This is a genomic window from Neolewinella litorea, from assembly GCF_004803465.1.
Taxonomy (GTDB): domain Bacteria; phylum Bacteroidota; class Bacteroidia; order Chitinophagales; family Saprospiraceae; genus Neolewinella; species Neolewinella litorea.
The window spans coordinates 73,428-86,244 of the sequence record NZ_SRSF01000009.1 but is presented as its reverse complement, the minus strand read 5'-3'; the positions used below and the strand labels follow the sequence as shown (position 1 = coordinate 86,244).

Annotated in this window: 11 protein-coding genes; 8 read left to right on the top strand and 3 right to left on the bottom strand. The window is 61.1% G+C overall.

What is annotated here, in order from left to right; translation table 11 throughout:
* The first annotated feature begins 45 nt into the window (after positions 1 to 45).
* Entirely contained in the window at positions 46 to 807 is a 762-nt protein-coding gene (locus E4021_RS15295) for a creatininase family protein (RefSeq protein WP_136460268.1), read from the top strand.
* On the opposite strand, the gene E4021_RS15290 is transcribed toward E4021_RS15295, so the two are convergent.
* Entirely contained in the window at positions 804 to 1,427 is a 624-nt protein-coding gene (locus E4021_RS15290) for a low molecular weight phosphatase family protein (RefSeq protein WP_211097035.1), read from the bottom strand. The genes E4021_RS15295 and E4021_RS15290 overlap by 4 nt on opposite strands.
* Before the next feature lie 136 nt (positions 1,428 to 1,563).
* Here E4021_RS15290 and E4021_RS15285 point away from each other — a divergent pair, with 136 nt between their 5' ends.
* From E4021_RS15285 to E4021_RS15275, 3 genes are all read left to right on the top strand, one after another.
* The gene (locus tag E4021_RS15285; RefSeq protein WP_136460246.1) at positions 1,564 to 1,812 is read left to right on the top strand and encodes a DUF7218 family protein; all 249 of its coding nucleotides are present in this window, start codon (positions 1,564 to 1,566) and stop codon (positions 1,810 to 1,812) included.
* Positions 1,813 to 1,948: 136 nt separating this feature from the next.
* Positions 1,949 to 2,194 carry a 4a-hydroxytetrahydrobiopterin dehydratase gene (locus E4021_RS15280; protein ID WP_136460245.1) on the top strand — a complete coding sequence of 82 codons (246 nt, stop codon included), beginning with the start codon at positions 1,949 to 1,951 and terminating at the stop codon, positions 2,192 to 2,194.
* Entirely contained in the window at positions 2,187 to 3,665 is a 1,479-nt protein-coding gene (locus tag E4021_RS15275) for a hypothetical protein (RefSeq protein WP_136460244.1), read from the top strand. The genes E4021_RS15280 and E4021_RS15275 overlap by 8 nt, the downstream gene beginning before the upstream one ends.
* A gap of 4 nt (positions 3,666 to 3,669) precedes the next feature.
* On the opposite strand, the gene E4021_RS15270 is transcribed toward E4021_RS15275, so the two are convergent.
* Positions 3,670 to 4,341, bottom strand: a complete 672-nt coding sequence (locus E4021_RS15270) for a polysaccharide deacetylase family protein (RefSeq protein ID WP_136460243.1) — start codon at positions 4,339 to 4,341, stop codon at positions 3,670 to 3,672.
* A gap of 243 nt (positions 4,342 to 4,584) precedes the next feature.
* On the opposite strand from E4021_RS15270, the gene gltX reads away from it, so the two are divergent.
* Entirely contained in the window at positions 4,585 to 6,117 is a 1,533-nt protein-coding gene (gene gltX / locus E4021_RS15265; protein WP_136460242.1) for a glutamate--tRNA ligase, read from the top strand.
* On the opposite strand, the gene E4021_RS15260 is transcribed toward gltX, so the two are convergent.
* A complete protein-coding gene (locus E4021_RS15260; RefSeq protein ID WP_136460241.1) occupies positions 6,114 to 7,340 on the bottom strand; it encodes an HD domain-containing protein in 1,227 nt (408 codons plus the stop codon). The two genes, gltX and E4021_RS15260, sit on opposite strands and share 4 nt — an antisense overlap.
* 117 nt (positions 7,341 to 7,457) lie before the next feature.
* Between E4021_RS15260 and E4021_RS15255 the strand changes: the two genes are divergently transcribed.
* From E4021_RS15255 to E4021_RS15245, 3 genes are all read left to right on the top strand, one after another.
* Positions 7,458 to 9,860, top strand: a complete 2,403-nt coding sequence (locus E4021_RS15255) for a TonB-dependent receptor domain-containing protein (protein ID WP_136460240.1) — start codon at positions 7,458 to 7,460, stop codon at positions 9,858 to 9,860.
* A 97-nt stretch (positions 9,861 to 9,957) separates the two neighbouring features.
* The gene (gene trkA, locus E4021_RS15250) at positions 9,958 to 11,298 is read left to right on the top strand and encodes a Trk system potassium transporter TrkA (protein ID WP_136460239.1); all 1,341 of its coding nucleotides are present in this window, start codon (positions 9,958 to 9,960) and stop codon (positions 11,296 to 11,298) included.
* A 15-nt stretch (positions 11,299 to 11,313) separates the two neighbouring features.
* A complete protein-coding gene (locus E4021_RS15245; protein ID WP_136460266.1) occupies positions 11,314 to 12,783 on the top strand; it encodes a TrkH family potassium uptake protein in 1,470 nt (489 codons plus the stop codon).
* Positions 12,784 to 12,817 lie beyond the last annotated feature (34 nt).

Here is a 12,817-nt window from a genome sequence, read left to right as displayed (position 1 = left end):
GCGGCACCTTTATCTTCGGGCACCTCACCATCGCCATCCGCCATGATACGCCCCTACATCCTCGCCGAAACCAACTGGAAACACCTCAAGGACGCCACCGTCGACCTGGCCATTCTGCCCTGGGGTGCCACGGAGGCACACAACTATCACCTGCCCTACGGAACGGACAACATCGAGGCCGACGGACTAGTCGAAGAAGCCGCCCGCCTGGCGTGGGAGCGCGGTGCCAGGATCATGGTGCTGCCGACCATCCCCTTCGGGATCAATACCGGGCAGACCGACATCTTTCTCGACATGAACCTCAACCCCTCCACCCAGCTGGCCATCCTGCGCGACGTGGCCGAAACGCTGAACCGGCAAGGGGTAAAGAAACTACTCGTCTTCAACAGCCACGGAGGAAACAGCTTTAAACTGCTGCTTAAGGAACTGGGCCTGGAGTACCCCGAGATGTTCTTCTGTACGTCCGACTGGTTCCGCTCCCTGGACAAGACGAAGTACTTCGAGGAGGCCGGCGACCACGCCGACGAAATGGAGACGAGCCTGGTGATGTACCTGCGGCCCGACCTGGTACTACCGCTTGAAGAGGCCGGTCCGGGCACCGAAAAGAAACACAGGATCAAGGCCTTCGCCGAGGGTTGGGTGACGCACGAGCGCCGCTGGTCGCAGGTGACCGACGATACGGGAATCGGTGACCCGAGCAAGGCGAGTGCCGAGAAGGGAGAACGTTACTTCCGGGACGTGACGCGGAAATTCGCCGACCTGTTCGTCGAGCTCGCCGATCTGGACCCCCAAAATATGTACCACTAGCCCTGCCCCGCCCGGTGCATGACGTACAGCATCTCGCGTCCGATCTCCTGTACGGATGCGTCGTAGGCTGCGGCTTCGCGGGGCGTCCCATCGGAGGCTTTGGGATCTTCAAAGGGCAGGGCAACGCGCAGATCGCAACCCGCTACCACCGGGCAGGCCGCGTCGGCTTCGGAACAGACCATCACGGCCGCGAAATCCTTACGGGGATTGGGCGCGGCGTTCCAGACCTTGGAGAAGGCGCGGTAAGGTGACATGTCTTCCCGCCAGCGTACCCGATATATGGGGTTCTGCCCTTCTGCATCTTCACGATCGGTTTCCAGGCCCGCGCGCCGCAGGGCGGCCACGGCATTCGGGTGGAAGGCGGTGGCTTCGGTACCGCCGGAGTAGGTCTCGACGTTCGGGATGCCGTAAAAATCGGCCGCCATCGCCAGCCAGAGCTGAGTGAGGTGGCTGCGCCGGGAATTGTGGGTACAGATGGCCGTGAGGCGCGCGATCCATCCCGCATCAATGCGGTGGCGGACATAGCCGGACAATCTGTTCAGTCTCACCCTGCGGCTTTCCGGAATCTCCGCGAAGGTATTTTCCAATGATTGGCAAAGACTTAGGAGGTCGGGGAACATGCCGTAAAAGTACGGTCAATACCCCGGGTAGAACCGAACGGGACGGCCGTTTGCGGAGGGCTACGGCACCCGCGCGCCGCCGCCCCGAAGCGCCTGAACACGGTCAGGGCCGGCCGGGTTGCAAAGAGAAAAAGCCATGGCTAAAGATCACGGACCCAGTGTCAAGAACGACGCCCAGTATGAGGCCCTCCGCGACGAGGGCATGAGCAAGCAAAAAGCCGCCCGCATCTCAAACACCCCGGACGCGAGCAAAAAGGGCGGCCACGCCAAGAAATACGAGGAACGCACCAAGCAGGAACTCTACGACGAAGCCAAAAAGGTAGGCATCGAAGGCCGGTCCAAGATGAGCAAGGAGGAGTTGATCGAGGCACTGCGGGGTAGTTAGGGTGGTAGTATTTTAGTTCTTTAGTCTTTTAGGGGCTGAGAAAACCGGAATCTTGGACTTTGATTACATTGATCCCCCCACCCCGAGCGAAGCGAGGGACAAACACAACCCCCTTACCCCTTAACTCCCTCCCCCCATGCCCTGGAAAGAAAAAGACAACGCCCTCCACCGCGACTTCACCTTTGCCGATTTTCGGCAGGCCTTTGCTTTCATGACCGAAGTGGCCTTTGCCGCCGAGAAGATGGACCACCACCCCGACTGGTCGAACGTCTACAACCGCGTAAGTATCAAACTGAACACCCACGACGCCGGCAATACCGTTACCGACCGCGACCGAAAATTGGCCGAGCGGATAGACGGTATCTTTGCGCGATATGCGTAACACCCTGTTGCTTTTGCTGCTTACCCTGGGTACGGCGTGCCTGTCGGCCGCCGAATACCACTACGACTTCGGTAGGGAAGCCAGGGCAGTGTACGGCGACATTCTTCGCCTGGAGCTGGATCTCGCCGAGGCGGGTATTCAGCGGCTGAAGCATACGGAGCCCCGCAACCTGGCGGCCTATCACCTGGAAAGCTACGTCGACTTCTTCCGCCTGTACCTGAGCGGCGACGAGGGATTGGACGGGCAATTGGCCCGCCGCTTTGACCAGCGCGTGGCCATTCTGGAGCAGGGAGACAGCAGTTCGCCCTACTACCACTACGCGCTGGCTGAAGCGCGACTGCACCGCTGTCTGATCGAGCTGCGGTTCGAAAGGCACCTGGCGGCCTTCCGACAACTGAACCGGGCCTACAAGCACCTGAAGGATAACGTCACCCGCTTCCCCGATTTCCTGCTTACCTATAAGGACCTGGGCCTGCTGCACGCTGCCGTGGGTTCGATCCCACCCCAGTACAAATGGGGGGTGGAGCTTTTCTCATCCCTGACCGGCACCATTGCCCAGGGACGTAAGGAAATGCGACGGGCCCTGGCTGATGAGGGCAGTCCGTTTTATCTGGAAACCCAGGTGCTCTACGCCTTCATGGAGCTTTACCTGGCCGACCGCCCGGAGCGGGCCTACCAAACCGTGAAGCCCCTGCCTCTGCGGCCCGCGGAGAACAACCTTCATCTCTTTGTACGCGCCAACCTGGCCATGCGGACCAACCGCAACGCCGAGGCGCTTACCTTGCTCGAAAAGCAGCAGCGCGGGGGAACCACCGCTGACTTTCCCTACCTCGATTTTTTGCTTGGGCAGGCTAAACTGCGCAACCTCAATCCGCAGGCCCGTCTACACTTCAAGTCCTTTCTCCTACGCTACCCTGGACGCCACTTCCGGGAGGAGGCCCTACAAAAAATCGCCTGGTCGTACCTGCTCCAGGGCGACGAGGCCACTTACCGCCGCACCATGGCGGAAATCGAAGGTGGGAGCCGGGATGGTGGGGATGAAAATGCCATTCGGGAAGCGGCGCACGACCGGCCGCCCAACCTAAACCTGCTACGGGCACGCTTGCTCTTCGACGGCGGCTACTTCACCCGCGCAAGGGCTGAACTGGACAAGGTGAATATGGCTACGCTGACGGCGGAAGAGCAGCTCGAGCACCGCTACCGCACCGGCCGGGTACTGGACGGTTTGGGCGACCACGCCGGGGCCATGTCGTTCTACGAACGAACCATCACCCTAGGCCGTGACCATCCGGCGTATTTCGCGTGTAATGCTGCCTTGCAGGCGGGACTGCTGCAGGAAAAAAAGGAGAACTGGAAGGCCGCCGCCCAATACTTTCGCACCTGTCTGGAGATGAACCCGGCCGAATACCGGGTAGGCCTCCACATGATGGCCAAGGCGGGGCTGGACCGCGTCGCGGGCAAAAAGAAGTAGGGCCTCAGGCCGTTTTCAGGCGGGTCTTGGTTACGCCGGCGGTTCCGGCGAGTACCTCGGGGGTGAGGCTGGCGAAGGCGTAGCCCAGGCTGGTGTAATGCTCCAGGATGCGGGGCAGGATCTCGCGGACGTTCTCTTCGGCCTTGAGGCTGTCGTGCAGGACGACAATGCTGCCGGGGCCGGCGTTGTCGACTACGTTGTCGTAGCAGTCCTCGGGGGTAAGCTCGGGATCGAAGTCGCCGCTCAGCACGTCCCACATTACGATCTGGTAGTGGCGCTGCAGGAACTGGGCCTGACTGGGCTTCAACCGGCCGTAGGGGGGGCGGAAGAGCGTGGTCTTGAGCTGGACGGCGCAGTGGCGCACGTCGTGGAAGTAGGGGACGTTGTCCGTCTTCCAGCCGTCGAGGTGGTGGGTGGTGTGGTTGCCGACCACGTGACCGGCGTCGAGCGTTTGCTGCAGGACATCGGGGTAGCGGCGCACGTTGTTGCCGACGCAGAAGAAGGTAGCCTTGGCCCGGTATTGCTCAAGCTGCTCGAGGATCCAGGGGGTAAGGTGGGGGATGGGGCCGTCGTCGAAAGTCAGGTAGAGCGTGGGCTGCTCCTGCCGTTGCCCGACCCGCCAGTGGAAGTTCGGGAAGAGCTTCTGGATTACCCTTGGTGTCTTGATTAGGTACATTGTCTTTGAGGTATTGGGAGAATAAACAGGGTTCTGGAAAAGGGAAATCAATAACCAGGGTACGGGAACAATCTACGAGACGTATTAATCCGGTGGATTGCTTGTGGTAGGGGCAGCTTTAACTACCTTTGGCGGCGTTTGGATTCACATTTCGTGACAGTCTCCATTTAAACGTTTAAGTGGTGAAATAGGCTGCTTACCTAATAAAATTTTACCACGGTTCGTCCGAGAAACTACTATAGTATGGCAGATGTCCGCGTCCGTTTCGCCCCCTCGCCCACCGGGGCCCTCCACATCGGAGGCTTGCGCACCGCGCTCTACAACTACCTTTTCGCCCGCCGGGAGGGGGGCGCGTTCGTGCTGCGCGTAGAGGATACGGACCAGAAACGCTACGTACCGGGCGCCGAAGAATATATCCTCCAAGTCCTGGAATGGGCCGGTATCCGGCCGGACGAAGGACCGGGCATCGGGGGTGATTTCGGGCCATACCGGCAGAGTGAGCGAAAGGACATCTACGCCCGCTACACCCAGCACCTGCTGGACGCGGGCAAGGCCTACTACGCCTTCGACACCGAAGACGAGCTCGACCGCCGGCGGGAAGCGGAGAAATCGGCGGGGAACCACAACTTCCGCTACGACGCCGCCACGCGCGGCGATCTGCGCAACAGCCTGACGCTGGGCAAGGAACAAACGGAGGAGCTGTTGGCCGCGCAAACGCCCTACGTGGTACGCCTCCGGGTGGAGCCCGGACAGATGGTACACATCAGCGACATCGTGCGCGGCGACGTGGCCTTCCAGAGCGAGGAGGTCGACGACAAGGTGCTGATGAAGGCCGACGGACTGCCCACCTACCACCTGGCCAACGTGGTCGACGACCACCTGATGCAGATCACCCACGTGATCCGCGGAGAAGAGTGGCTGCCCAGCACCGCCCTGCACGTCCTGCTCTACCGCGCCTTCGGCTGGGAAAAATCAATGCCCGCCTTCGCCCACCTGCCCCTCCTGCTCAAGCCAAACGGCAAGGGCAAGTTGAGCAAGCGCGACGGACAGCAGATGGGTTTCCCAGTCTTTCCGCTCGACTGGAAGGCGGACGGCGAAACCCTCAGCGGGTTCCGGGAAGCCGGCTTCCTGCCCGCCGCCGTGGTGAATTTCCTGGCCTTCCTGGGCTGGAACCCGGGTACCGAGCAGGAGATCTTCAGTCTGCGCGAACTGGTGGAAGCCTTCGATCTGGACCGGATCAATAAATCGGGCGCGCAGTACGACTTCGAGAAAGCCCGCTGGTACAACCAGCAGTACCTCATCGCCACCCCCGACGACCACCTGGCACCGCGGATCGAGGAGGTCTTCGCCGCCCACGGCCACCCCATCAGCGAAGCGCTGGCGATCACCATCGCCGGACTGCTTAAGGAGCGGGTGCACACCCTGGAGGAGTTCTATGAGCACGGACTATACTTCGTGGACCGGGTAGGCATTATCGACGAGAAGATGGCCCGCAAGAAATGGAAACCGGAACTCCGCCCGCGCTTCGAGCAACTCCGCACCGCGCTGGGCGAACTCGATGCCTGGACCGCCGGGGCCATCAAGGAACGGACGGTAAGCTTCATGGAGTCGAACGGACTCGGCTTCGGTCAAGTATTGCCCATCCTCCGGCTCGCCGTCAGCGGCTCCACCAGCGGACCCGATGCCTTCGCCATCCTGGAGGCCGTAGGGCAGGAAGAAACCCTGGCCCGCCTAGGCGAGGGGTACAACCTCATGGACCGGATCAAGGCCGACTAGCGTTCCGAAGCCTCCTTGGGGTAACAGAGAAAATACTTGGTAAACGAGCGCGGGGCAATCCCGAAGTCGCTGATGCTCGACATGGGTACCACGGTACCCTCCTTGGTGCACACCATAATCTCCTCCTTGGTCAGGGTGTACGCGCTGTTGGTTTCCTGCCCCTGGATGATGAGGTGATCGGCGGCCTGGGCGGGCAGCCGGGCGCTGGCGTGGATGGCGCGGCGGATCTCTTCCACGTAGGCGGGATCGAAGGGGTCGTTGCTGAATTCCAGGCGGAAGAGCCGGCGGTTGACCAAGCCGTAACTGAGGTAGGAGAGCAGGGCGTCGGGATGGCGCTGCCAGGTCTTGACGGCGGCGCTCACGTCGGTATCGTCCAGGGCGGCGAAGCAGTCGAGCAGCTCGTTGCGGCGCTCGGTAAATTCGGTGGCCCCGACGGAATGGTTGAGGAAGTATTCCAGGGCCGGCGGGGCCCAGGGCGTTTGTCCCCGCGTGGCCAGTTCCCGGGCGCGGCGCAGGATCAGGCGCAGCATCTGCTCGGCGGCTACGACGGTCTTGTGCAGGTACACCTGCCAATACATAATGCGGCGGCTGGTCAGGAAGCGCTCCACGCTGTAGATGCCCTTTTGCTCCACCACCAGGCGACCGTCGACCACGTTCAGCATCTTGATGATGCGGTCGTAGCCGATCACCCCTTCGGCCACGCCGGTGAAGTAGCTGTCGCGGTTGAGGTAGTCCAGGCGGTCCATATCGAGCTGTCCGCTCACGAGTTGGTGCAGATAGGGCTTCGGGTAGCGACCGGTGAATACCTCGATGGCCAGTCCGAGGCGGCCCTGGAAGGCGTCGTTGAGCCGTTCCATGAAGAGCAGGCTGAGGGCTTCGTGGTTGACGCCAATGAGGGTATGCTCGAGGGTGTGGGAGAAGGGACCATGGCCGATGTCGTGGAGCAGGATCGCGATCATCACGGCCTCCGCTTCCTCGTCGCTGATCTCGACGCCCTTACCGCGCAGGCTGGTGACCGCCTGCTGCATGAGGTGCAGGGCGCCGAGGGCATGGTGGAAGCGGGTGTGCAGGGCGCCGGGGTAGACGTAGTGCGTGAGGCTGACCTGTTTGATGTTCCGGAGGCGCTGGAAGTAGGGGTGCTCCACCAAGTCGAAAAGGATACCGTAGGGGATGCTGACGAAGCCGTAAACGGGGTCGTTAAGAATCTTGGTTTTTTTCTCCATGGTGGTAAGTGGTGAAGGCTTCGCGGGTCATTTTGTTCGGATCAGGACCCCCCGTCTGCCGCAGGGAAATCTTGTAACCATCTGACCAAGATTACGTTACACAGAAAAAGCCCCCCGATGCGCCGAATTTTACTTTACGCTACCCTTTTCCTTGGAGGCCTGCTGCCCGCACAGTCTTTCCCTTTGGCGGGTACGCTGGTGCAAGACGAAAGTGGTCAACCGCTGGGCTTTGCCACCGCGATCGCCTATACGGCGGCCGACAGCGCGATGGCGGCCAATACCACCACGGGGGAGGACGGGAGCTTTACCCTGCAGGTGAAACCGGGGGACTATTACCTGGTCATACAATTCCTGGGATTTGATAACCTTACCGTCCCCGACCTTACGGTAGAAAATCCGGGGCTGGACCTCGGCACGCTGCGGATGGGTCAGAGCGGCGTAGCGCTGGAGACCGTGGAGGTCACCACCGAGCGGAGCCAGATGGTCATGAAACTCGACAAGCGGGTGTTTAACGTGGGCAAGGACCTGACCGGCGCGGGCAATACCGCGGCGGATATTCTCAACAACGTGCCCTCCGTCAACGTCGACCCAGAGGGCAACATCACCCTGCGCGGCAGCAACGGGGTGCGCATCCTCGTCGACGGCAAGCCATCCGCCATGCTGAGTTCGGGCGACCTGGATGCCTTGCGGCGCATGCAGGGCGACATCATTGAGAGCGTGGAGGTGATCACCAATCCTTCGGCCCGTTACGAAGCCGAGGGTGAAGCGGGCATCATCAACATCATCCTGAAGAAAGATCAGCGGAAAGGGATCAACGGTTCCTTCGGGGCCACGGTAGGCTATCCGGAGAACCTGGGAGCCAGCTACAGCCTCAATTACCGCCGCAACCGGTTCAACCTCTTTTCGAACTTCGGCATCAGCTACCGGCGCGCGCCGGGGGGCGGGAGTAGCCGGCAGCGCTTTCTGAACGCCGACGGAAGTCTGCAGGCCCTGTACGACAGCGAAACCGACCAGGATCGCGGGGGCGTCGGCGGGAATTTTCAGCTGGGCACCGACTGGTTCATCAACGACCGTAACCAGCTCACCGGATCCCTGCTCTACCGGCGCTCGGAGGACGACAACCTCGCGCTGGTGACCTATCGCGACTTCAACGACGACCGTGAGTTGATCTCGACGACGGTACGAGATACCCGGGAAGATTCGGGCAACCAGAACCTTGAATCTTCCCTGAGCTATAAACGCACCTTCGACGACCACGAGGATCACCTCTGGACCATTGATGCCCAATACATCCTGGACGATGACCTCGAACTGTCGGACATCACCCAGACCACCTCGGGGGTGGCCGATCCCCTGCTCCAGCGCGCCAGCAACACCGAGTACGAGACGAATCTGCTGCTGCAGACCGACTACGTACACCCCTTCAACGACAGCTTGAAAATTGAGGGTGGTCTGCGCTCGACCTTCCGGACGGTCCGCAACGCCTTCAGCGTGGAGGAGGCGGACGAGACCGGGGTGTACCGCGTCTTTGCCGAATTCGACGACGAACTGGAATACACCGAGAATATCGCGGCGGCCTACTTCATCGGCAGCGGTGAGTTTGGCAAGCTGGGCATCCAGGCGGGGCTGCGCGGTGAGCTTTCCGACGTCACGGCGGCCCTGCTCAAGTCGGGTTCCACCAACGAGCAGGACTACTTTAATCTGTTCCCGAGCGCTTCGGTGTCGTATCAGTTTACGGACGTCAGTCAAGTGCAGCTGAGCTACAGCCGCCGCCTCAGCCGGCCCTACTTCCGCCTGTTACTGCCCTTTTCCAATTTTAACGACCCCCGCAACAACACGGTCGGCAACCCCACGCTCCGCCCCGAGTATACTGATTCCTACGAGGCGGGACTGCTGCGGTACCTCCCCGCCGGATCGGTGCAGGCGAGCATGTACTACCGCTATACTACCGGGGTGATCGAACGGCTCGTACTGCCGGCCGACGACGGCACCACGATCCGCTTTCCCGTTAACCTCGGCAACCGGGATGCCTACGGAATCGAGGTGAATTTCAACTACGATCTTTTCGAGTGGTGGAAATTTACCTCCGACTTTAATCTCTACGCCGCCCGGGTGGAGGGCAGTTACGAGGACATCGACTACGCCGTAGACGTGAGCTCCTGGAACGGTCGCGCCGCGGCTACCTTTGACCTCACGGACCGGCTGCAAACCCAGGTAAGCTTCGAGTACGACGCCCCCCGTGAGACGCCCCAGGGGCGCGAACTGGCCACCTACGCCCTGGACGTGGGCGCTTCGCTCGATGTGCTCGACGGAAAGGGTACCCTGACCCTCAGTGGGCGCGACCTGTTCAACACCCGCGTACAACGGACGGTGATCAACCAGCCGACCTACGTGGCCACCTCCGACTTCCAATGGCGGCAGGCGCGGCAGGTAGTTTTGAGCTTTGTCTACCGGCTGAATCAGGCGAAGTCGGACCAGCCCGGAATCGACGGAAGAGGCGAGGGAGACACACCCAATTAGCCCGGCGAGGTGTTATACTGTACTGCACCTGCGTAACCGCCCCCTGATTCTAGTGGGGAATGACGAACTTTGCGGGTGCTAAACCCCTTAGCCAACGATGAATATAGTAATTGCCGGGGCCGGCGATGTAGGCTTTCACCTTGCCGAATTGCTGGTGACCGAAAACCAGAACATCACCCTGATCGACAACGATCAGGACGTGCTGGACTATGCCGGTTCCCACCTGGACGTGCTCACCGTGCGCGGCGATGCTACCAGTCTTTCCACCCTGGAAACCGCGCGCGTCCGCAACGCCGACCTGCACCTCGCCGTGACGACGAGCGAGCAGACGAACATGATGTCGGCCATCCTGGCCAAAAAACTCGGGGCGGGCCGCGTGATCGCACGCGTAGACAACGAGGAATACCTGGAGAGCGAGAACCAACAGACGGTCTGCTCCCTGGGCATCGACCAACTCATCAGTCCGCGCCAACTCGCCGCCCTGGAGATCGAGCGCCTGGTGAAGAAGTGCTCCTTTACGGATATCTACGAATTTGAGGACGGCAAGCTCTCGCTGGTGGGCATCACGCTCGACAGCAACTCACCGCTGGTCGGCAGCAAGCTCAGCGAAATCGAAGGCCTCAACCAGCGCGACCAGTTGCAGCTGATCGCTATCCTGCGCGGTCACCAGACGCTGATCCCGCGGGGGCAGACCGAACTCCGGCGCAACGACCACATCTACTTCATTACCAAGCCGGAGCATACGAAGCTGGTGGAACGCTTCGTGGGCAAACAGCCGGTGAAGGTGACCAACGCCATGATCATGGGCGGTACCGACCTGGCCATCGCCACGGCCCGCCGGCTGCAGCGCCACTACCAGGTGACCATCGTGGAGAACGACAAGGCGCGTTGCAAGTACATCAACGAGATGCTCGACAACGTGCTGGTGGTCAAGGGCGACTATACCAACTTTGACCTGCTGGAGGAGGAGGGACTCTCGCGTATGGATGCGTTCATGGCCCTGACGGAGAACAGCGAGACCAACATCATCGCCTGCCTGACCGCTCACAACCACGGGGTGTACAAGACCATCGCGCAGGTGGAGAACAAGGAGTACGTCCACATCAGCCAGAACATCGGGGTAGACACCCTGATCAACAAGAAACTGCTGGCGGCTAACGACATCTTCCGCTACGTCCGTAAGGGCAACGTGGAGGCCATCACCAGTCTGCAGGGCGTGGACGCCGAGGTGATTGAGTTCGTGATCCGCAAAAGCAACCAGCTCACGCGCAAGCCCCTGCGCGACCTGCACTTCCCGGACACGGCCCTCATTGGGGGCATCATCCGGGGGGAGGAGACCATAATTCCGAACGGCTCCTCGCAGCTGGAGCTCAACGACCGGGTCATCGTATTTGCCAAGCCGCAGGCCATCCGGCGGCTCGAGGAACTATTCCGTTGATCCATGACCAGTGGATTGATCAACTTCCGGCCCATTGCGCGGGTCATCAGCGTGTTGCTCTTCATCATTGGTGGATTGATGTGGACGGGCATCCCCTTCAGCCTGTACTACGGTGAGACGCCCCTGCCGCTCCTCAACGCTGGCTTGGCCACCGTGGCCGGCGCCGCCCTGCTGTGGATCGTGCCCCGCGCCCCGCGCGGTTCCCTTCCGCAGCCCAGTGACCTGACCATCCGGAAGCGCGAGGGATACCTGATCGTGGCCCTGAGCTGGACGGCGATGGTGTTGTTCGGGATGCTGCCCTACCTGTTCAGCGGGATGTTGCCCGCGGTGCCGGATGCCCTTTTCGAGACCGTCTCGGGCATGACCACCACCGGCGCTTCGACCCTGACCGATATCGAAATCCAACCGCGGGGCCTGCTGTACTGGCGTAGCCTCACGCAGTGGATCGGGGGCATGGGCATCATCGTGCTTACGGTGGCGATCTTTCCCCTGCTGGGCATCGGGGGCATCGAACTCTTTGCGGCCGAGGCACCGGGGCCTACTTCCGACAAGCTCCACCCGCGGATCAGCGAGACGGCCAAGCGGTTGTGGCTCATTTACGTCGGGCTTACGGTGCTGCTCGGGGTGCTGCTGGTCTTATTCGGCATGAGCCCCTACGAGGCCATCAATCATGCCTTCACCACCATGGCCACCGGGGGATTCAGTACGCGCAACGCCAGCGCGGCGGCCTTTTCGCCGGCCATACAGTACCTACTGGTGTTCTTCATGTTCCTGGCCGGCGTCAACTATACGGTGCTGTACCTGAGCCTGAAGCGGCGGTGGTCGGAGGTGTGGCGGAGCGACGAACTGAAGGCCTACGTCAGTCTGATCGCCATAATGGCTTTGTTTCTCACCGCCCGGGTCTGGTACATTACGGGGATGCCCCTGGAGCAGAGTTTTCGCGACAGCATTTTCCAGGTGGTGAGTCTGATCACTACTACCGGATTCGTGACGGCCGACTATACCAGCTGGGCGCCGAGCCTTACGATGATCTGCTTCGTGCTGCTGTTCGTGGGGGCCTGCGCGGGCTCTACCTCGGGGGGGATCAAGATCATCCGTAATCTCGTCTTCCTGAAAAACAGCTACCTGGAGTTCCGCCGGATCGTGCACCCGCAGGCCATCATTCCGCTGCGCCTGAATGGGCAGATCGTCTCGGGGCGCATCATCACCCACATCTTCAATTTCCTGCTGCTGTATCTGATCCTGTTCGTTTTCGGGTCGGTGGTGCTCAGCGTACTGGGGCTTGACTTTCTGACGGCGATCGGGGCCATGGCCACCAGCCTGGGCAACGTGGGGCCGGGCATCGGCAACGTGGGTCCGATGGACAATTTCGCCTGGCTTTCCGGGTCGGTGAAGATCTTCCTGAGTTTCGTCATGATCATCGGGCGCCTGGAGGTCTTTACGGTTTTGGTGCTGTTTACTCCCTATTTCTGGCGACTCAACTAGTCGGGGACGCCAGGATGCCGGGGCAACTATCCGG

Bases quoted from the DNA above. Each gene is read 5' to 3' on its own strand.
- trkA (WP_136460239.1), top strand. From the start codon at position 9,958: ATGAATATAGTAATTGCCGGGGCCGGCGATGTAGGCTTTCACCTTGCC.
- E4021_RS15285 (WP_136460246.1), top strand. From the start codon at position 1,564: ATGGCTAAAGATCACGGACCCAGTGTCAAGAACGACGCCCAGTATGAG.
- E4021_RS15260 (WP_136460241.1), bottom strand. From the start codon at position 7,340: ATGGAGAAAAAAACCAAGATTCTTAACGACCCCGTTTACGGCTTCGTC.
- E4021_RS15270 (WP_136460243.1), bottom strand. From the start codon at position 4,341: ATGTACCTAATCAAGACACCAAGGGTAATCCAGAAGCTCTTCCCGAAC.
- gltX (WP_136460242.1), top strand. From the start codon at position 4,585: ATGGCAGATGTCCGCGTCCGTTTCGCCCCCTCGCCCACCGGGGCCCTC.
- E4021_RS15275 (WP_136460244.1), top strand. From the start codon at position 2,187: ATGCGTAACACCCTGTTGCTTTTGCTGCTTACCCTGGGTACGGCGTGC.
- E4021_RS15290 (WP_211097035.1), bottom strand. From the start codon at position 1,427: ATGTTCCCCGACCTCCTAAGTCTTTGCCAATCATTGGAAAATACCTTC.
- E4021_RS15280 (WP_136460245.1), top strand. From the start codon at position 1,949: ATGCCCTGGAAAGAAAAAGACAACGCCCTCCACCGCGACTTCACCTTT.
- E4021_RS15255 (WP_136460240.1), top strand. From the start codon at position 7,458: ATGCGCCGAATTTTACTTTACGCTACCCTTTTCCTTGGAGGCCTGCTG.